General features: G+C 71.5%; 18 protein-coding genes. 8 read left to right on the forward strand and 10 right to left on the reverse strand.

What is annotated here, in order from left to right:
• The 3 genes from FO059_RS01550 to FO059_RS01560 form a co-directional block, all read right to left on the reverse strand.
• On the reverse strand, nucleotides 1-789 hold the full coding sequence (locus FO059_RS01550; protein ID WP_143905779.1) for a histidine phosphatase family protein: 789 nt from the start codon (nucleotides 787-789) through the stop codon (nucleotides 1-3).
• Nucleotides 790-901: 112 nt separating this feature from the next.
• Complete coding sequence (locus FO059_RS01555) at nucleotides 902-2,134, reverse strand: metal-dependent hydrolase family protein (protein WP_143905781.1); 1,233 nt, start codon at nucleotides 2,132-2,134, stop codon at nucleotides 902-904.
• 105 nt (nucleotides 2,135-2,239) lie between these two features.
• Nucleotides 2,240-3,889 carry a flavin-containing monooxygenase gene (locus FO059_RS01560; protein ID WP_143905783.1) on the reverse strand — a complete coding sequence of 550 codons (1,650 nt, stop codon included), beginning with the start codon at nucleotides 3,887-3,889 and terminating at the stop codon, nucleotides 2,240-2,242.
• A 133-nt stretch (nucleotides 3,890-4,022) separates the two neighbouring features.
• Here FO059_RS01560 and FO059_RS01565 point away from each other — a divergent pair, with 133 nt between their 5' ends.
• The 7 genes from FO059_RS01565 to FO059_RS01590 all read left to right on the forward strand — a co-directional run bounded on the left by FO059_RS01565 (nucleotide 4,023) and on the right by FO059_RS01590 (nucleotide 11,321).
• Nucleotides 4,023-4,541 carry an LpqN/LpqT family lipoprotein gene (locus FO059_RS01565; RefSeq protein WP_158726585.1) on the forward strand — a complete coding sequence of 173 codons (519 nt, stop codon included), beginning with the start codon at nucleotides 4,023-4,025 and terminating at the stop codon, nucleotides 4,539-4,541.
• Nucleotides 4,542-4,598: 57 nt separating this feature from the next.
• Nucleotides 4,599-7,583 (forward strand): proline dehydrogenase family protein, encoded by a 2,985-nt coding sequence (locus FO059_RS01570; protein WP_235671105.1) that lies wholly within the window; start codon nucleotides 4,599-4,601, stop codon nucleotides 7,581-7,583.
• The gene (locus FO059_RS18595; RefSeq protein ID WP_235671106.1) at nucleotides 7,580-7,855 is read left to right on the forward strand and encodes a hypothetical protein; all 276 of its coding nucleotides are present in this window, start codon (nucleotides 7,580-7,582) and stop codon (nucleotides 7,853-7,855) included. The genes FO059_RS01570 and FO059_RS18595 overlap by 4 nt, the downstream gene beginning before the upstream one ends.
• 4 nt (nucleotides 7,856-7,859) lie before the next feature.
• Nucleotides 7,860-8,564 (forward strand): DsbA family oxidoreductase, encoded by a 705-nt coding sequence (locus FO059_RS01575; protein WP_233266844.1) that lies wholly within the window; start codon nucleotides 7,860-7,862, stop codon nucleotides 8,562-8,564.
• Nucleotides 8,565-9,779 carry a GNAT family N-acetyltransferase gene (locus tag FO059_RS01580; protein WP_143905787.1) on the forward strand — a complete coding sequence of 405 codons (1,215 nt, stop codon included), beginning with the start codon at nucleotides 8,565-8,567 and terminating at the stop codon, nucleotides 9,777-9,779.
• A 167-nt stretch (nucleotides 9,780-9,946) separates the two neighbouring features.
• Complete coding sequence (locus FO059_RS01585) at nucleotides 9,947-10,489, forward strand: dihydrofolate reductase family protein (RefSeq protein WP_143905789.1); 543 nt, start codon at nucleotides 9,947-9,949, stop codon at nucleotides 10,487-10,489.
• A 319-nt stretch (nucleotides 10,490-10,808) separates the two neighbouring features.
• A complete protein-coding gene (locus tag FO059_RS01590; protein WP_143905791.1) occupies nucleotides 10,809-11,321 on the forward strand; it encodes a DnaB-like helicase N-terminal domain-containing protein in 513 nt (170 codons plus the stop codon).
• Nucleotides 11,322-11,333: 12 nt separating this feature from the next.
• Here the strand turns inward: FO059_RS01590 and FO059_RS01595 are convergent, their stop codons facing one another.
• The 6 genes from FO059_RS01595 to FO059_RS01620 all read right to left on the reverse strand — a co-directional run bounded on the left by FO059_RS01595 (nucleotide 11,334) and on the right by FO059_RS01620 (nucleotide 17,530).
• Complete coding sequence (locus FO059_RS01595; RefSeq protein ID WP_143905793.1) at nucleotides 11,334-12,230, reverse strand: oxidoreductase; 897 nt, start codon at nucleotides 12,228-12,230, stop codon at nucleotides 11,334-11,336.
• Nucleotides 12,231-12,252: 22 nt separating this feature from the next.
• A complete protein-coding gene (locus FO059_RS01600) occupies nucleotides 12,253-13,704 on the reverse strand; it encodes an aldehyde dehydrogenase family protein (RefSeq protein WP_143905795.1) in 1,452 nt (483 codons plus the stop codon).
• A 33-nt stretch (nucleotides 13,705-13,737) separates the two neighbouring features.
• Complete coding sequence (locus tag FO059_RS01605) at nucleotides 13,738-14,454, reverse strand: MgtC/SapB family protein (protein ID WP_143905797.1); 717 nt, start codon at nucleotides 14,452-14,454, stop codon at nucleotides 13,738-13,740.
• A gap of 40 nt (nucleotides 14,455-14,494) precedes the next feature.
• Nucleotides 14,495-14,989: a hemerythrin domain-containing protein gene (locus tag FO059_RS01610; RefSeq protein WP_143905799.1), complete on the reverse strand. Its 495-nt coding sequence runs from the start codon at nucleotides 14,987-14,989 to the stop codon at nucleotides 14,495-14,497.
• A 77-nt stretch (nucleotides 14,990-15,066) separates the two neighbouring features.
• Complete coding sequence (locus FO059_RS01615) at nucleotides 15,067-15,681, reverse strand: superoxide dismutase family protein (protein WP_143905801.1); 615 nt, start codon at nucleotides 15,679-15,681, stop codon at nucleotides 15,067-15,069.
• A gap of 40 nt (nucleotides 15,682-15,721) precedes the next feature.
• Nucleotides 15,722-17,530, reverse strand: coding sequence for an alpha/beta fold hydrolase (locus FO059_RS01620; RefSeq protein WP_199257047.1), 1,809 nt, complete (start codon nucleotides 17,528-17,530; stop codon nucleotides 15,722-15,724).
• A 132-nt stretch (nucleotides 17,531-17,662) separates the two neighbouring features.
• Here FO059_RS01620 and FO059_RS01625 point away from each other — a divergent pair, with 132 nt between their 5' ends.
• Nucleotides 17,663-18,331: a superoxide dismutase family protein gene (locus FO059_RS01625; protein ID WP_143905805.1), complete on the forward strand. Its 669-nt coding sequence runs from the start codon at nucleotides 17,663-17,665 to the stop codon at nucleotides 18,329-18,331.
• A gap of 13 nt (nucleotides 18,332-18,344) precedes the next feature.
• Here FO059_RS01625 and FO059_RS01630 read toward each other — a convergent pair whose 3' ends face one another.
• Nucleotides 18,345-19,238, reverse strand: a complete 894-nt coding sequence (locus FO059_RS01630; protein ID WP_143910334.1) for an NADP-dependent oxidoreductase — start codon at nucleotides 19,236-19,238, stop codon at nucleotides 18,345-18,347.
• Between the last annotated feature and the right edge of the window lie 57 nt (nucleotides 19,239-19,295).

Consider the following 19,295-nt stretch of genomic DNA (forward strand, 5'->3'; position numbering starts at 1 on the left):
CTACCCGGCGACCGGGGCGGCCGCCGCCGGCACGCCGTTCCACTCGGTGATGGACCAATCGCCGGGGGAGCCCGTGACGCGCACCTCGTCGGTGTTGTCCAGCGGGTGTTCGATCACCATGTTCCGGTCGAAGTTGTCCGTCCCGTTCGCGGCCCACGCCATGATCATGCCGCCGTGCGCGAAGGCCACGGACTTCTCGCAGCCCGAGTCGTAGATGGTCTGGACCGCGGCGCCGGTCCGGTCCATGAACTCGTGGCCGCTCTCGCCACCCGGGACGGCCGCGTCCAGGTCGCCGGCCATGATCCACGCCATGAGCACGTCGACATAGTGGTTTTCGGGATCCTCCATCGCCATCGACTCGTACGCGCCGCCCTCGATCTCGCGCAGCCCCGGCAGCACTCGCACTGGCAGGTCGAGCAGCTCGGCGGTCGGTTCGGCGGTCTGCTGAGTCCGCGCCAGGTTGGACGAGAACACGCAGTCGTACCCCTCCGCCGCCAGCTTCTGCGCCGCGGCCTGCGCCTGCTCCACGCCCTTGTCCGTCAGGTAGGGGCCGGGCGCGTCGGTGTGGAGGTAGCCGGAGACGTTGCCGTAGGACTCGCCGTGGCGGACGAACGTGATCGACTTTTCGCCGCTCCCGCCCGGCGCGAGACTGCCGAAGCCCGGGATATCCGCGATCGAACCGAGTGAGCCTGATGAGCCGTGCGGCGCGGCGGCCGCCGGCGCGGCGAGCGTGCAGGCCGCAGCGACGGCGGCGGCGCCAGTGAGTGCGAATGAAATGGATTTGCGCATGAAGAATCCCCTGATCGCGTGTGATTGACGTCACTGGAACATATTCCATCGCCAGGTGACCGGGCAGCATTTCTTCCCGTTCGACGGGAGAAATGGATCTGCGGGAGTGATATCAGAGCGCGAATCCGCCGCGGTTGCTCTTGGCCTTGCCTTCCTTGAGCACCAGCAGGATGTTCTCGTTGTCGCCGACAAGATTCGCGTCGATGCTCGGGTCGCCCTTCACCACGACGACGTCGGCGGTCTTGCCGGCCTCGAGGGTGCCGAGGGTGTCGTCGACGCCGCAGAGTTCGGCCGACGTGCGCGTGCCGGCGACGATCGCCTGCATCGGGGTCATCCCGCCGTGCTTCACCAGCAGCCCGATCTCCTGCAGGTTGGTGCCGTGGTCCGGCACCAGGCCCGCGTCGGTGCCGACGGCGATCTTGATGCCGGCCTCGACCGACGCGCGGATCGACGCCTGCGCGATCTCGTGCCACTTCGTGCTCTTGGCGACGGCCTGCGGTGTGGCGGTGTCCGGGTGGAGGGTCTCCAACAGCGTCGGTACCAGGAACTGGCCGCGCTCCACCATCTCCTTGCGCAGCTCGTCCGTCAGCGCGTAACCGTGCTCGATGCTGCGCACGCCCGCCTTCACCGCCGCGGTGATGCCCGCCAGCCCGATCGCGTGCGCGGCCACCGGGCGGCCGCCGTAGTTCGCGGCCTCCTCGACCAGCGCGGAGACCAGCTCCTCGCGGGCGCCCAGCCAGTCCGGGTCGTCGCTCGGCGAGCTGACTCCGCCGCTGGAGGCGACCTTGATGACGTCGACGCCTTCGCGCAGCAGCTCGCGCGCCCGCACGCGCGCCTCGTCGGGGGTGTCGACGAGGCTGCCGCCGATGATCCCGGTGCCGTCGACTCCGGACGGGGCGTGGAAATCGGCGTGCCCGCCGGTCTGACTGAGCATCCGGTCCGCCACCAGCAGGCGCGGCCCCTCGACCAGCCCGTGCGCCACGGCATCCCGCACGCCGACGTCCACGCCCATAAGGTCGCGCACGGTGGTGACGCCGGCCTCCAGCGTGGCCTTGAGTCGGTCGATGAGCTGGAAGTAGCGGTATGACGGCGGCACCATGGCCGCCATGATCGGCGATCCCTTGGTGCCGGGCAGCGACAAGTGCACGTGGACGTCGAAGAAACCGGGGCAGACGGTGTCGCCTTGCAGGTCCACGGCGACGGCGTCCTGTGCGTCGTCCACCTTCGGCGCGCCGGAAGCCGGTCCCGCGTAGGCGATCTTGCCGTCGGCGATCTGCACCGTGGCATCGGGAACCGGCTCGCCGCCGTTGCCGTCGATGAGGCGAGCGTTGCGCAGAACGATCATTCCGGACCACCTTGAATGCAAGCGATTTGGCAGGTTCCTCACGCTAACACCGTCTCTGCGGCCGGAAATGGAATCCGTGAAACCGCTACCGGGCGGGCGGCCGGCTCACTTGATCTCGAATCCCTTGTAGCCCGCATCGGTGATCTCCGCCAGCTCCTCGCGGTACTTGCCGAACCCGGCGCTGTAGAGCATGAACACCCGGGGCTTCCCGGGGATGTTGGCGCCCATGTACCAGGAGTCCGCGCGGGGGAACAGCGTCTGCTCCGCCAGCTGTCCGCACCGCTGCATCCACGCCTGCTCGGCCGCGGCGTCCGGTTCGATCGAGTCCAGGCGCCGGCTGCGCAGGTGCCCGATGGTGCCGGCTATCCAGTCGACGTGGTCCTCGGAGGTGAGCACCATGTTGGCGAGCACTCCGGGGCTGCCGGGCCCGTTGACGGTGAACAGGTTCGGGAATCCCGCCACCTGCAGCCCCAGGTAGCTCCGCACTCCGTCGGCCCACGCGTCGTGGATGGTCCGGTCGCCGCGGCCGCGGATGTCGATGCGGTCCATGGCGCCGGTGACGGCATCGAAGCCGGTGGCGAAGATGAGCACGTCCAGGTCGTGGAAGTCGGTGCCGCCGTTGCCGTCCGCCGTGCCGATGCCGGTCGGGGTGACCCGCTCGATCGGCGTGCGGCGCAGGTTCACCAGCTCGACGTTGTCGCGGTTGTAGGACTGGAAGTAGCCGGAGTCGGTGACGATCCGCTTGGTGCCGATCGGATGGTCGGTGGGGACCAGGTCGTCGGCCACGGACTGGTCGTCGATGACGTCGCGGATCTTGCGTTCGGCGAAGTCGCGGGCCAGGGCGTTGGCGTCCTCGTTGCGCATCTGGTCGGGGAACGCCTTGGAGAACAGCACGCCGCCGAGGTCCCAGTAGTGCTCGTAGACCCGTTCCCGCTCGGCGTCGTCGACCTCCAGGGTGTTCTTCGCGTGCGGGACGAACGGCGAGCCGCCGCCGCTGAGCCGCGATTTGCGGCGGCGCTCCGCGTAACCGGCCTTCTGCTCGCGGCGTTCGCCGTCGCCGGTGGGCCTGTTGGCGGCGGGGATCGAGTAGTTGGGCGTGCGCTGGAAGACGGTCAGGTGCGCGGCCTCGCGCGCCACCTCGGGGACCAGCTGGATGCCCGACGAGCCGGTGCCGATGACGCCGACGCGCTTGTCGGCGAGGTCGGCGCCCCCGTGCGGCCAGGCGGCGGTGTGCAGGACGGTGCCTGCGAAGCCCTCGCGCCCGGGGATGTCCGGATAGTTGACCGCGGACAGCGAGCCGCTGGCGAAGACGCAGAACCGGCAGGTGAGGGACGTGCCCGTGTCTGTGGTGACCGTCCACGTGTTGTCGGTTTCGTCGTAGTGCGCCGCGGTGACGCGGGTGTTGAACACGATGTTGCGCCGCAGGTCGAAGCGGTCGGCCACGTGGTGCAGGTAGCGCAGGATCTCCGGTTGGGTGGCGTAGCGCTCGGACCAGTCCCACTCCTGCTGCAGTGCGTCGGAGAACGAGTAGGAGTAGTCGACGCTCTCGACGTCGCAGCGCGCACCGGGGTAGCGGTTGTGGTGCCAGGTGCCGCCCACGTCGGACCCGGCCTCGAAGGCCTGCACGGTGAGGCCGTCGCCGCGCAGGCGGTGGACCGCGTACATGCCCGCTACTCCGGCGCCGACGACCACGACGTCCACGTCGGTGTCCTCGCCCGCGGCGGCATGGGGACTGGAAGCTGCCGGTCCGGTCATGATGATTCCTCGCAATCGAGACGTACGCCACAGTCAATATGCCTAAACGGTATATCGATGCTCGTCGTCGCGGAACGATTCCTCCCACCATGTGGCACGCGCGCCGTCGACCGGAACATGGACAATGGTCGGCATGAGCGATATCGGAACGCCGACGATTCAGCAGTACCTCGAGGGCGCGGGCATCGGGTTCCGTCCCGCCGATGCCGCCCTCCCCGCGGCCGCGGTGCCGGCACCCGAGGGCTGGACCGTGCTGGGCCATGACGTCCTTCCCGGCGCCAGGCAGGTCCTCGCCGCCGTCGACCGCTCCCGCGACGGCTGGTCGCCGAACGCGGTGCTGGTCGACAACACGCTGGTCGGGTCCATGGACGCCGCCGGATTCATGGAGTGCGCAGTGGGGGATGCGCGCCGGATGCCGGGGTGGCGTGAGGCGATCGCGCGCGTCGAGCCGGTGGAGGCGGGCACCCGGGCACTCATCCGCGGGACGTACGAAGCCGACGGCCGGACGGTGTGCGTCACCACCGTCTACCTGCTCACCGAGCGTGCGGCCGGGCAGCACCTGGCCCAGCTCACCGCGACCATCGAGGCCGCCGCCGTCGACATGCTCGACGGGGTCGACGAGATGGTGGCGGGCCTGCACGTGGAGGACTGACCTGCTCATCGCTCCGCTGCGCGCCCATACTGGGGGTGACGGCTGAGGGAGCGGCGTATGACGCACGCGGATGAGACGATCGGACTGGCCCGGCGCTGGGCGGAGGAGGCCGCGCACATCCGCCCGGATCCGTCGGCCTCCCGTCTCGCCGCAATGCTTGCGGACCCCGACGGGCTGCGGTTTGCGGTCCGCTTCATCGACGAGGTGATCCGTCCCGAGGACGAGGCCACCGCGGCGCACGCGTTCGCCGGGGTCGCGCGCCGGCCTCCCGAGTTCCCGCCCGGGCGGTTGCGCGTCGCGATGAGGGTCGGTGGACTGCTCGCGCCGAGGATGCCGCGCCTGGTGGTTCCGGCGGTGCGGCGGGTGCTGCGCACGATGGTGGCGCATCTCGTCGTCGATGCGACGGACCGGCGCCTCGGCGCGGAGATCGCGCGGATCCGGCGCGGCGGTTTCGACCTGAACCTCAACCTGCTCGGCGAGGAGGTGCTGGGCGGGCGCGAGGCGGACCGGCGGCTGGCGGGGGTCGGTCGGCTGCTCGCGCGCGACGACGTGGACTACGTCTCGGTCAAGGTGTCCTCCGCGGTCGCGCCGCACGCGCCGTGGGCGTTCGACGAGGAGGTAGCCACCGTCGTCGACCGGCTGACGCCGCTGTTCCTCCAGGCGGCGCGGGCGCCTGCGCGCAAGTTCATCAACCTCGACATGGAGGAGTACCGCGATCTGGATCTGACCGTCGCGGTGTTCACCCGGATCCTCGACGATCCGCGGCTTTCCGGGCTGGAGGCGGGGATCGCGCTGCAGGCCTACCTCCCGGATTCGCGGGATGCCTTGCGCCGCATCCACGCATGGGCCGCGAAGCGGCGGTCTGGCGGAGGCGCGCCGGTGAAGGTGCGCCTGGTCAAGGGCGCGAACCTGCCGATGGAGAAGGTCGAGGCCGAGCTGCGTGGGTGGCCGCAGGCACCGTGGGGGACCAAGCTGCAGACCGATGCGCACTACAAGCGGCTGCTCGACGACGCGCTGCGCCCCGAGCGGACGGATGCGGTGCGCATCGGCGTGGCCGGGCACAACCTGTTCGACGTCGCGCACGCCTGGCTGCTGGCGGGCGAGCGCGGCGTGCGGCCCGCGGTGGACATCGAGATGCTGCTGGGGATGGCCCCCGGCCAGGCGGAGGTGGTGCGCGGGGACGTCGGCCGGCTGCTGCTGTACACGCCGGTGGTGCATCCGGGGGAGTTCGACGTGGCGATCTCGTACTTGGTGCGCCGGCTGGAGGAGGGCGCGAGCCCCGACAACTTCATGCCGGCGGTCGGCCGGCTGACGGAGGACGCGGTGTTCGCCCGCGAGCGCGACAGGTTCCTCGCCGCGCTGACGGCGTCCGCCGACCCCGCGCCGCGAACCCGGCGCACCCAGGACCGCGCGACGGAGCACGCGCCGGAAAAGCCGGCCGGGTTCGCCAACACGCCCGACACCGACCCGGCGCTCGCCGTCAACCGCCGGTGGATGCGCGGGATCCTCGCGCGCGTACCGACGTCCGATATCGGGGTGTGCGGCGTGGCCGAGCACAGCGTGACGGGTCCGGCCGAGCTCGACGCGCTGCTCGCCGCCGCCGAGGACGCCGGCCGCGCGTGGGGCGGGCGGACGGTGTCGGAGCGCGCCGCACTGCTCCGCGGAGCAGCCGACGCGCTCGAAGCGGCACGTGCCCGGCTGATCGAGGTGATGGCGTCGGAAGCGGGCAAGACGCCGGCCGAGGCCGACCCGGAGGTGTCCGAGGCGGTGGACTTCGCCCGCTACTACGCCGACCGGTGCGAAGAGCTCGACGCGATACCGGGGGCACGGTTCCGCCCGGTGCCGCTGACGGTCGTGCTGCCGCCGTGGAACTTCCCCGTCGCGATCCCGGCGGGCGGCGCGCTGGCGGCCCTGGCCGCCGGTTCCGCGGCGATCCTCAAGCCGGCCCCGCAGACACCCCGTTGCGGCGAGGTGCTGGCGGAGGCGCTGTGGAGTGCGGGGATCCCCCGGGAGGCGCTGCGGGTGGCGCACGTCGACGAGGACACGCTGGGGCCGTCCCTGGTGACGGACGCGCGCGTGCGCCGGGTGATCCTCACCGGCGCCTACGAGACCGCGGCGCGGCTGCGATCGCTGCGTCCGGACCTGCCGTTGCTGGCGGAGACGAGCGGCAAGAACGCCATCGTCGTCACGCCGTCGGCCGACATGGATCTGGCGGTGCGCGACGTCGTCCACTCGGCATTCTCGCACGCCGGCCAGAAGTGTTCGGCGGCGTCGATCGTGATCCTCGTCGGGGCGGCGGCGCGGTCGCGCCGATTCCGCGCGCAGCTCGTCGACGCGGTCCACTCGCTGCGGGTGGGCCCTCCCGAGGATCCGCGGACGCAGGTGGGGCCCCTGATCGCGCCCGCCGGCGGCAAGCTGCTGGACGCCCTGACGACGCTGGACGCGGGCGAGACGTGGCTGGTGCCTCCCCGCCGGCTCGACGAGGACGGCAGGCTGTGGAACCCGGGGATCAAGGAGGGGGTGCGGCCCGGGTCGGCGGCGCACAGGGTCGAGTTCTTCGGTCCCGTGCTCGCGGTGATGACGGCGCCCACGCTGGCGGAGGCCGTGCGGATCCAGAGTGGCGTCGACTACGGGCTCACGGCCGGGGTGCATTCGCTGGACCGCGGCGAGATCGCGCGGTGGCTGGACACGGTGGAGGCCGGAAACCTGTACGTCAATCGCGGCATCACCGGGGCGATCGTGCGCCGTCAGCCGTTCGGCGGGTGGAAGAGTTCGACCGTGGGGCCGGGCTGCAAGACCGGCGGGCCGAACTATCTGTCGGCATTGGGCGAGTGGGAGGGGGCGCCCGGCACCGGCCGGTGGCAGGACGTCGGCGGGTGGGTGCGCGACGAGCACGGCAGCGACGTCACCGGGCTGGCCTGCGAGAGCAACATCCTCCGCTATCTGCCCGCGCCGGTGCACGTGCGCCTGGCCGAGGGCGCCGCGGAGCGCGACCTCGACCGTGTGCTCGCGCCGTCGCCAAGCGGGCCGGTGCCGAGGTGACGGTGTCGTCGGCGCGCTTCGAGACCGATGCCGACTGGCTCGAGGCGGTGGTGCGGGACCGTCCGGAACGCATCCGGCTCATCGGCGGGGATCCGCACGCGCTGGCGCGGGCCCTCGGCGGCGACCCGGCCGTCGCGGTGCACCACCGCCCCGTCACCGGTTCGGATCGCTTGGAGATGCTGCCGTTCCTGCGGGAACAGGCGGTGAGCATGACCGCGCACCGTTTCGGGACCGTCGACGGGGAACACGGAGTGCCCGCCCGCCGTTGGTGACGGTGTGACCTCCGCGCAGACCGACCATCCGAGCCCCGGCGCCGACGACCGCATCGTCGAACTCGAAGTCTGGTCCGACGTGGCCTGCCCGTGGTGCTATATCGGCGCCACCCGGCTGGCGGCCGCGCTCGACGGGTTCGACCGCCGCGACCGGGTGCGCGTCACCTGGCGGGCCTACGAGCTGGCCCCCGACGCCGAGGCGGGGGCGGGGAGGCGCGCGGTCGACGCGCTCGTCGAGTCCAAGGGCATGACCACCGAGCAGGCGCGGCACATGTTCGGCCAGGTCTCCCAGGTCGCGTCGGGGGACGGCCTGCACCTGGATTTCGACGCGACGATCGCCGCCAACACCTTCGACGCGCACCGGCTCGTGCACCTGGCCGGGGCCGGCACCGCACGGGGCGGGCGCGTGCTGCGGGCGCTCTACCGCGCGTATTTCACCGACGGCGTGGCCGTGGACGACGTCGACGCTCTGGTGCGCATCGCGGAGGCGGAGGGGCTCGACGCGGGCCAGGTGCGGGCCGGGCTCGCCGATCCGGATTCCGCTGCGGCGGTCACGGTCCGCGAGGACGAGCTGCTCGCGGCGCGCTTCGGCATCACCGGCGTGCCGTTCTTCATCGCGGACCGCAAGTACGCGGTGTCGGGCGCCCAGCCCGTCGGGGTGCTCACCGAGCTGCTGCGGAGGGCTTTCGACGGGCCGGAGGATCACTGAATGGCCGCCGTGACGATCAGGACGCTCACCACCGCAAGCGAACTGGCGGAGTCGGACGCGGTCTTCCACACCTCCATGGTGGGGCTGCCGGCGCCCGCCGCGGACGAGGACGTCGCGTCGGTACGCGAACCGGGCCGCACGTTCGGCGCTTACGCCGACGACGGCCTGCTGGTGGGCGCGACGGACTCGACGTCGGGCATGTTGACCGTCCCGGGCGGTGCGCGGGTGCCGCACGCGGCGGTGACCCATGTGGGCGTGCTGCCCACCCATACCCGGCGCGGCGTGCTCACCGCGCTCATGCGACACCAACTGGAGGACTGCCGCACCCACGGCGAAACCGTGGCATCGCTGCGCGCCTCGGAGGCGGTGATCTACGGGCGCTACGGCTACGGCATCGCCAGCGTCACCCACGGGGTGTCGCTGGACCTGCGGGACGCCGAGCTGCGTGCCGGTGCGGTCTCCGGCGCGCTTCCGGTGCGCCTGGTGGATCCGGACGGGGCGTGGGATCTCCTGCGGCGCATGGTCGACGAGTACCCGTCGGGCCGGGCCGGGACGATCAGCCGCAGCGAATGCTGGTGGCGGGCGCGGCGGGCGCGGACACAGCCCGCGCCGCGCTACGTGGCGGTGTGCGGAGACGAGGGATTCGTCTGCTACCGACCGCTGGACACGGCGTCCTGGTTCACCAGTCGCGATCGCACGATCGTCGTCACCGATCTGCACGCCCGAACCCCGGAGGTCCACCGCGCGCTCGTCGCGTTCCTCCTGCGCCTGGACCTGGTGCACACCGTGCGGTTCCCGTGGCTGCCGGCGGACGACCCGTTGCCGTGGATGCTCACCGACCACCGGGCAGCGCGGGTGACGGGTGCAGGGGACGAGACGTGGCTGCGCCTGGTCGACGTCCCGGCCGCGCTGGCGGCCCGCTCGTACGGCCCGGGGGGTTCCGTGACGGTGCGGGTCGACGACGGGCTGCTCCCCGCGAACTCCGGAAGCTACCGGATCGGCACGGACGGGGCCGAGCACGTCGGCGACGTGGCGGCGCCCGCGCCGGATGCGCAGGTGGACGTCGCCGACCTGGGCGCGGCCTATCTGGGCGGCGTCCGGTGGCATCAGCTGCGTGACGCCGGGCGGCTGCGCGAGTTCTCGCCGGGCGTGGCCGACCGGCTCGACACGCTGTTCGCGACTGCGAGGGCCCCGTTCGCGGGCGTGATGTTCTAGTAGTAGACGACGCTGCCGAGTGCGACGAGCAGCGCGATCAACCACTCCGGCATGTCCGGTTTGCGGATCATCATCCAACTCCTGTATCTCGCGGGTCGTGCGTGTAGACAGTGCAGTAATGGAATCGGACGCGGGCGCCGCCGCGTTAGGGATCGGAGGTCAGGGCGATGAGCCGCACTCGGTACTACACCGCGTCGAGCCTGGACGGATACATAGCGACCGACGACCATTCGCTTGCGTGGCTGCTCAGCCGGGACATCGACGACGACGGCCCCATGAACCACGGTGAGTTCATGGCGGGCATCGGCGCGGTGGCGATGGGCGCCTCCAGCTTCAACTGGATCCGCGGCCAGCTGGGGCAGGACGAGTGGCCCTATGCGGTGCCGTGCTGGATCTTCACCCACGGTTCCGCGGAACCGCCCGCGCCCGGTTCGCTGCCGGACGCCGACCTGCGCTTCGTGCAGGGGGATGTGGCCGCGGTGCACGCCGAGATGGTGACGGCCGCGGGGGACGCGGACGTGTGGATCGTCGGCGGCGGGGACCTGGCGGGGCAGTTCGCGGATGCGGGACTCCTCGACGAGGTGAATGTGCAGATCGCGCCGGTGACCCTCGGCTCGGGCGCACCGCTGCTGCCGCGGCACCTGGAGCTGCGGCTGGCCGCGCAGGACCGCAACGGCGAGTTCGCGTGCCTGCGGTTCGACGTGGTCTGAGCCGGTCCCGCGGAACCGCGCGCAATCCGGCCACGTCGAATCTGTCGGTGGCGCGATCTACGGTGGGCACAGTTGTTCGATCGCGTTCGGTGAGTGCAGTTGTAGTCCAGTTGTAGTCCAGTTGTAGTGCAGTATTAGCGCAGTTGTAGTGCAGTATTAGTGCAGTAATCGTGCAGTGCAGTTGCAGCGTGGTCGCCCATTGGCGCGGGGGCTGGGCAAGGGGAAGCGACGGTGGGGGAGGCAATGACGGGGGAGTCCACGACGCGGGTTGCGGGCGTGTGGGGACGTCATCGCCATCGGGCCGCGCAGGAAGGGCGACATGATTGCTGATGCCCCGGAGCTGGACGCGGAGGCGATGTTCCTGTGTGCGGCGATGTGGGCGCGGGACGTCGAACGCATCGCCACGGTGGCGGAGCTCGTGCTCCCTGACGACTTCGAAAGGCCGTCCCACGCGATCATCTACGCGACGTGGTGTGAGCAGGCCCGGGCCGGCCGTCCGCACGACGCCGCCAGCATCGCGGCCCGCCTCGCCGACGCGGGCGAGGAGCGGGCGCCGCGCACCGTGCATTCCGCGCTGCGGGGCATCACCACGCTCGGGGCAGAGCCCGTGGCGCTGGGCTGGTATGCGATCGACGTCGCCACCGCGGCGTACCGGCGGTCGTTCCTCGCGGTCGCGGAGGCGGTGGCACACGCCGCGGCCGCCGCGCCCACCGGCGAGCTCTTCCCGATCCTCGTGCAGTACGGCACCCGGCAGCGGAAGGAATCCCGGCGGCTCGCCGAGCTGCGGCGGCGGCTCGGAGCGGACCCGGAGGACGGTTCCGCGGAATCGTGAGCGACGCGCTTCCTAGCCGAGGCCGGCGGGGAACCCTACGCCCGTCAGCTCCTCGGACGCCGCCCACAGCCGGCGGGCCAGGTCCGGGTCGGAGGCCTCCGCGCTGCGTCCCGCCAGTGCGGGACCGCCGCGGGCGCCGAGCATCCTGTCCGGCCCGAGGAAACTCCCTCCGGGCAGGTCCTGGCTGGCGGCGTAGAGAGTGGGAAGCGCGCCCGCCAGGGCGCTCTGCGCGATCGTCGCATTGCCGATGCGCCCCAGCAGGTCTCCGACGGGATTCGCGGTGCGCGTCTGCAGGTTGGTCGAGGCGTAGCCGGGGTGCGCCGACATGGAGCGCACCCGTGACCCGGCCTCGCGCAGGCGGCGTTCCAAATCGAGGGAGAACAGCAGGTTCGCGAGCTTCGACTGGCCGTACGCGCGGACGCGGTCGTAGCGGCGGTGCTGCCAGTTGAGGTCGTCAAGGTCGATCGTGCCCATCCGGTGCGCCAGCGACGCCACCGTCACCACGCGGTCTGTGATGCGCGGCAGCAGCAGGTTCGTCAGCGCGAAGTGACCCAGGTGGTTGACCCCGATCTGAGTTTCGAAACCGTCGACGGTCCGGCCCTCGGGCACGTGCATGATGCCCGCGTTGTTGACCAGCAGGTCGATCGCCCCGCCGCCCCAGTCCTCCGCGAAACGGCGCACCGAGGAGAGGTCCGCGAGGTCGAGTGCGCGCACATCGGTCTCGCCGGCGATTCCCGCCGCGGCCTGCGCTCCCCGGTCGGTGTCGCGGACCGCCAGCACCACCCGTGCGCCGGCCCCGGCCAGGTGACGGGCGGTGATCAGCCCGAGCCCGCTGGTGGCGCCGGTGACGACGGCGGTGCGGCCGGTGAGGCTCGGAAGGTTCGCGGCAGTCCAGGTGCTGTGCGGCATGCCCCTGACGGTACCGGCTCGGCTACCGACTGCCGAGTCGCTTGGTGACCGCCTTCCGTTGCTGCCCGGCGTACCGGGCCACGCCCTTGGCCAGGCGCCGGGAATGCGGGGTCGCGATGATCGACGCGAGTGAGAGCGGGGTGGGTTGGGCGGCGATCGGGCGGTGGTGCGAGAACGTGTCGAACCCGAACTTGCCGTGGTAATCGCCCATCCCGGAGTGGCCTACGCCCCCGAACGGCAGGTGGTGCATCGCGTTGACCAGCCCGAAGTCGTTGCGGTTGACGCTGCCGGAGCGGGTGCGCGCGAAGAACCGGCGGAATGCCGCGTCGTCGTCGCCGTACCAGTAGGCGCCCAGCGGGCTGGGGCGCGGCGCCAGGTGGTCGATGACCTCGTCCACCGAGCCGTAGGTGTGCACGGCCAGCACGGGCCCGAAGATCTCCTCGCGGCTGATCTCCATCGCGTCGTTGACTCCGGTGACGACGGTGGGCGCGATCTGCCTGCGCACGGGGTCGGCGGGTTCCTCGCCGGCGGGCGTCGCGCTGCGCACCGTCGCGCCCTTCGCCCGCGCGTCGTCGAGGAGTCCCAGGATGCGCCGGTAGGCGTCGTCGTCGATGATCGAGACGTACTGATCATTGCCGGAGACGGCCGGGTAGCGCTTGCGCCAGCCGTCCAGGAGGGCCTCGACGAACGCGTCCGCCGACTCCTCGGGGACGAACGCGTAATCGGGGGACAGGCAGGTCTGTCCGCTGTTGACCATCCTCGCCGCGCCGATCCTGTCCGCAGCTCGGCGCAGGTCGGCGGTGCGGGAGACGACGGCAGGGTTCTTGCCGCCCAGCTCGAGTGTGACGGGCGTGAGGTTGTCGGCGGCGGCGCGCTGGATCTTGCGGCCGGTCTCGGTGGAGCCGGTGAAGAACAGGTGGTCGAACGGCAGCGCGGCGAACTGCGCGCCGGAGGCGGTCTCCTTGGTGACCACCACGAGCTCCTCCGGCGCGAAGTACTGCGGCGCCAGCTCGGCCAGCACCGCGCACATGCGGGGAAGGGCGGATGACGGGCGCAGCATCACGCGGTTGCCGGCGGCGAGCGCGGCGGCCGCCGGCTGCACGAGCAACTGCAGCGGGAAGTTCCACGGCGCGATGATGCCGACGACGCCGAGCGGCACCGCGTGCGTCTCCATGGTGACGCCGAACAGGCGGGCCAGCGGCTGCGGGCGCTCCGGGCGCATCCACGCGGTGAGGTTCTTCTGCAGGTAGGTCATCTCGTTCAGGCCGGAGACGACGTCTGCGATCAGCGACAGCGATTCGGGGCGGGTGCCGTAGTCGTCCCGAATCGCGGCGGTGAGCCTGTCGCCACCGTCCAGGAGCATCGCCTTGAGCCGGTCGATCCGGTCGATGCGGGTCTGCGCCGGGGCGGGCCCGTCGGCGAGGAATGCGGTGCGCTGGCTGTCGAACAGGTCCTGAAGTGTCTGGGTGGTCACCTGTCCAGGCTAGGTCAGACGGATCCCGTCCCGTCAGTCCAGCTCGTCCTCGGACGTCAGCCGCATGCCGGTGACCCCGTCGATTCCGCCGAGCCGGGCCAGCAGATCGTCCGGCGTGCCGCCGCCGCGCAGGCTGAGAGCCACGGACACGTGCCCGTCCTCTTCCTTCCGCGGCGAGACGCGAATGACCTGCCAGCGGGCGGCGGTGGCGGCGGCCAACAGCTCCCGCAATGTGCCGCCGCCCGTGCGATAGTCCACGTCGATGTCCACGAGCGTGTCCACGCCCGGCAGGCGGCGCGTGATCACCGGGTAGCCGAAGGCGATGACGAAATGCAGCGCGGTCACGACGATGGCGAGCAGCCACAGCCCGGCGCCGGCGGCCATACCGATGCCGGTGGTCTCCCACACCGCCGCGGCAGTGGTCAGCCCGCGCACCGCGCCGCGGCGGGTGATGATCAGCCCGGCGCCGATGAAGCCGACGCCGGAGAGGATCTGCGCGGCGACGCGCGAAGGGTCCAGCGAGACGCCCTCGCCGAGCACGTCGAAGAATCCGTATTTGCTGATCTGCACCATGAGCGCGGCCGCGGTGCCGACGATCGCCTGGGTCTTGAGCCCGGCGCTCTTGCCGCGGAACCTGCGCTCCAGGCCGATCATCGACGCAAGCACGAACGCCAGGATCAGCTCGCCGATCTGCAGCAGACCCTGGCCCTCAGCGTTGCCGAGCCCCGCGGCAACCTCCGACGCGACCATCGGCTCCACGGTAGGCCGGTGGGGCCGACTGCGCGACGGATCAACCCCAGGGCGGAGCGGCGGCGGCTCCGGCCGACGCGCGCTCGCACACCCAGCCGTCGGGGCGCTCGCCGTCCTCCAGGAACGCCAGGTACTGCTCGGCGGCGGAGTCGGAGAGGATCCCGCGCAGCTCCGGATAGAGGATCGGCTCCTCCTTGGAGTTGTGGGCGTCCAGCCGCGTGAGCAGGTCCCGGCAGAGCTCCGCCGCTGATGAGGACGGTGCCGGGTTGACGGCGAGCGCGGCGTCGATCTCGTCGAGCACCTGCCACATCTCGCCGTGTTCGCGCAGCATGACGAACACGGGGGCCATCATCCCGGCCTCGCGCAGCGGCGGGAACAGGTAGACCTCTTCGAGATAGATGTGGCGCCGCAGTTCCGCGAACACCGCGTGCAGCCGTTCGAGTCCGTCGGCGTCGCCATTGAGGAACGCGTAGATCCCCTGGTCGATCTCGTGATGCTCCGCTTCCAGGGCCTCCGCGAGCGTCGTTTCCGTCATGCCGGGTCTCCGTCCGTGCCGGTGTCCGTCGTCGCCAGAATTATAGGACGAAATTGCCGCAAAAGGTGGGGGCAGCGTCAGAAATCCACGTCCAGGCAGGCCAGGCGCGCGCCGGCGTCACCCGCGTCCTGCGAGCCGGTCGACGTGAGGTGGTCGAGGAACACCAGCGAGCGGGCCTCGCCGGGGCGGAAGGTCCAGCCCAGCGTGCGGGTGCCGTAGGCGGTGTCTGCCGCGGTGGTCGTGAAGTCCAGCCACAGCTCGTTCGACGGGTTCGCATATTCCGGATCGGTGGACGGTTGTCCCGTGGACGAGGCCGGGTCCGGGCGGTTCTGATACCGGGCGCCGGCGGATCCCGGTTCCTTCCCGCACGGCTGCGTCGTGGCGTGCACGCCGTACTCCGTGGACGGTTGCAGCCCGGAGACGTTGAGGGTCACCACGGTCTGCGAGCCGTGCACCGACTCGGTGACCGTCGCCGTCGAATTGAGCGGGACCTTCGCGGGGTCGTAGGTGACGGCGTTGGAGGCGATCTCCGGGGTGAGGAAGGCGCCCGCGGTGACGTGGGACGTGGGCGGCGCGGCGTCGGCGGGAGGGGGCGCGGCGGCATCGGATCCACACGCGGCAGTGGTGGCCGCCGCCGCGAGCGCGACCGCTGCGGCGGCGCACTTCGCGGATGTTGCACGACGTGCGTCCATATGTCCAGAACTACTCCGTGAACACGTTCGGGGCCAGGGATTACGCGACGGGCAGTGTGAGACCCTGGCCCGCGCCGCTCTGCGGGATCGTCACTCTGTGCGCGGTTATACCGCCGCGGTAGTTGACGTCGCCGCCCGCCACGACCAGCCGTAGCCGGTGGCCGGTGTCGATCCGGTGCACGATCGCCCGCATGTCCACCGTCACCGGCTGCGACGGGTCCAGCACCCGCACCGGCGAGACGAGACCGTCGATCAACGTGGCGGTGCCGTCGGGCGCCACGTCGTACAACTTGGCGAACACCACCGCGGAGTCTTCGACGCTGCCGTTCAGCGGACGCTCGGTGGCCATGGTCAAGCGGAGCGTCGGTCCTCCGACGACGTCGATGGGCGCTTGCACGGGGGCCGTCGTCCACGCGACGGAGCTGCCGGGAAGCTCGGCCGTCGGCACGTCCATGGCCGGCGCTAACGCGGGGGCGGAGACGCCGGTGGGCAGCCCGCCGGGCAGCGTGTAGAGCGTCTGTGCGCCGTCCGCCACCTCGCCGCCGGCGGGTACGAGGCCGCCGTCGCCGGAGAGCTTGAGGGTGTGCGGCGTGCCGACATCGATGGTGGGGGATTCCGCGTAGGCGGGGGCGGCGTTGCCGGTGTAGTCGACCCACGGGCGGAAGTACGCGAACTCGGGCCCGGTGGGGGTGGGCGCGTCCTTGAGGTAGTGGTCGAGCCAGTCGGTGCGTCGACGGACCATGTACTGGGTGCGAGGATCCCACGCCTCGCCCGCGCCCGGGTTCTCGCCCGCGACCGGGCCGCCGCTGGAATGCCCGAACCGCTGCCACACCATCTTCGCCTCGGTGCCCTGCGCCTGGAGGGCCCGGTAGGTGGCGGTGGCCTCGCGCAGGTCGAACAGCGTGTCCTGCTCGCCCTGGAACAGCAGGGTGGGGATGGTGACGTCGGTGATGTACGAGGACACGGAGGTGGCGCGGAAGGTGTCGATGACGTGCTGGTCGACGGTGCCGGTACTGATGCCCTGCGCCAACCCCTGGCAGACCTCCGGCATGAAGTTGGGGCAACCGGCCAGCCGGGACGGGTCCTGCCGGTAGCTCTCGTACTGGACGGGGGTGAGGAATCCCGCGGCGGCGAGCGCTGCGGTCCAGGTGAGTTTGCTGACCCCCGGGATCGGTCCGCCCACGCCCGGCCCCTGGTCGAGGGTGTTCGGCACGAGCGAGTACGACAGGTCGTTCCAGGTGATCGACGGGGTGATCGTGTCCAGCCGCGGGTCCACGGCGGCGGTGGCGAACTGGATCTGCCCGCCGTACGACCCCCCGATCATGCCCACGCGGGGATCGTGGTCGCGGGCCGTGCCGCTGTGGTCCACGGCGTCGCGTGCGACGAAGTCCGGCGCGGGGACGGGGCGGGTGTGGGCGGCGTCGTCGAAGGCGACCCCCGCACGCCCGCCGAGGAATCCGATGAGTTGCGACGCCGCGCGGCCGTCCGGCGTGCGGCCGTCCATGCCGATGCGGCACCCGGATCCGCCGAACCCGAGCCCCGAGTACGTCAGCACCACGTATCCGTGGTCTACGAAATACTCTGCGGCGGTGGTCATGTCGTCTTTGGATCCGCCGAAGCCGTTGGTGGCGAGGATCGCGGGGGCCGGGGAGTCGGCCGTCGCCCCTGGGGGGCGATAGAGGTCGCCGATGATGTCGCAGTCCTTCTCGCCCGGTCCCACGGTGACGGCGAAGTGCATGGTGCTGACGTCCACGGACGGCGGGGTCGCGGCGGCGATGGCGGGCGCGGTTCCGAGTACCGCCGTGATCGCGGCGGCCAGCGTTACCACCCGTGCGGACAGCCTGCGCATGGCCCGATCCCCCATCCCATTGCCCGTTATCGCAGAGATCGTACGGCGGAAGTCGCCGGGCCCGGGCTGAATTCAACGAAAAAGGTTCACATGCCCTGTTTCAGCCCGCGTCTCCCCGGGGTATACAGAGTCATGTTCGTTCGACGAGACAACACGCTTGCCCGACGCCTCACGCTGACCGCGGGGGCGGCCGCGATCGCCCTGGTGGCGGCCGGTTGCGGTTCCGACGGTTCCAGCGACACGGCTACGGAGACCGCCTCCCCGACGGCCGCGTCTTCCCCGGTCACGTCCCCGGCCGCAGAGTCCGGGGGCGCCGACGCCACTGGAACCTTCCGCGCTCCCGGATCCGGTGGCGGACAGGCCGCCTTCACTTACGACGAGGCCGCCGTCCCCGCCGGGGCGACCATCGCGGTGGACACCGAGGACGAGGGCGGAAGCACCACGGTGACGATCGATGCCGAGGGCCTGCAGCCGGATCGCGATTTCGGCGCCCACGTCCACACGAAGCCGTGCGGGCCGCAGCCGTCGGACTCCGGGCCGCACTACCAGAACGAACAGGACCCGGCCGCCACCCCGGACGCGGCGTCCACCGACCCCGCCTATGCGAATCCGGAAAACGAGGTCTGGCTGGACTTCACCACCGACGGCAGCGGCGCAGGCCATGCATCGTCGACCGTCGACTGGGAGTTCCGCGATGGCGGGGCGCAATCGCTGGTGCTGCACGCGAAGCACACCATGACGGGGCCCGGGGAGGCCGGCTCGGCAGGCGACCGCCTGGCCTGCATCGACGTGGACTTCTGACCGGGCGGCGCGGTCAGCGGGGCAGTACGACGACCTTCCCGTCGGCCCCCGCTTCCGCGCGGGCGTGCGCGTCGGCGGCCTCGTCGAGGGGGGACTCCGAGTCCACCACCACCTCGAAGCGGCCGTCCGCCGCGAGCTCCGCGACCTGCTGGAGGGCTCCGAACGCCGTGGGCTTACCGGACACGCGCACGCCCTTCTCCGGTGCGTCGAAGTTCGCGAGGGTGACGACGCGCCCGGGATCGCCGGCGATCGCGATGAGCTCGTCCAGCGAACCCCTGCCTGAGGCGTCGAGTACGGCGTCCACACTGCCGGGGTCGAGGGCGGCGACCCGCTCCGCGAGGCCGTGGTCGACGGTGCCGACACCCAGTGCGCGCAGCCGCTCCTGCTTGGCGGGCGACGCGGTGCCGAGCACTGCGGCGCCGCGCGCCAGCGCCAGCTGTGCTGCGGCGAAGCCGACGCTGCCCGAGGCGCCGTCGATCATCAGGGTCGTGCCCTCTGCCACGTCGAGCAGGTCCAGTGCGCGCTGGGCGGCCTCCGCCGCGGTGCTGACCGACGCCGCCTGCGCCCACGTCCACGCCGCGGGGCGCGCGGCCCAGTGCTCCAGGACGGAGTGCTCGGCGAAGGACGCCGGGCCCAGCCCGAAGACCTCGTCGCCCACCGCGGCGCCCGTGGTCCCGGGCCCCACCTCGTCGATCACCCCGGACGCTTCGACCCCGGGGATCACCGGCCGCTGCGGAGCGTCGGCGCCGGCAGCGAACATCCCCGAACGCTTCTTCAGATCGAACGGGTTGACCGATGCGGCGCGTACGGCGATGCGCACCTGGCCGGGCCCCGCGTGCGGAACGGGCACGCGGCACGCCGTGAGCACCGAGGGGCCACCGTACGCACTGTAGGAGATGGCTCGCATGGTGTCCTGGGAGTCGTTCATGGTTACCTCCGGCTGTTCCTGGGGCTCCTGCCGCCA

The organism is Tomitella fengzijianii (genome assembly GCF_007559025.1).
Classification (GTDB): Bacteria; Actinomycetota; Actinomycetes; order Mycobacteriales; family Mycobacteriaceae; genus Tomitella; species Tomitella fengzijianii.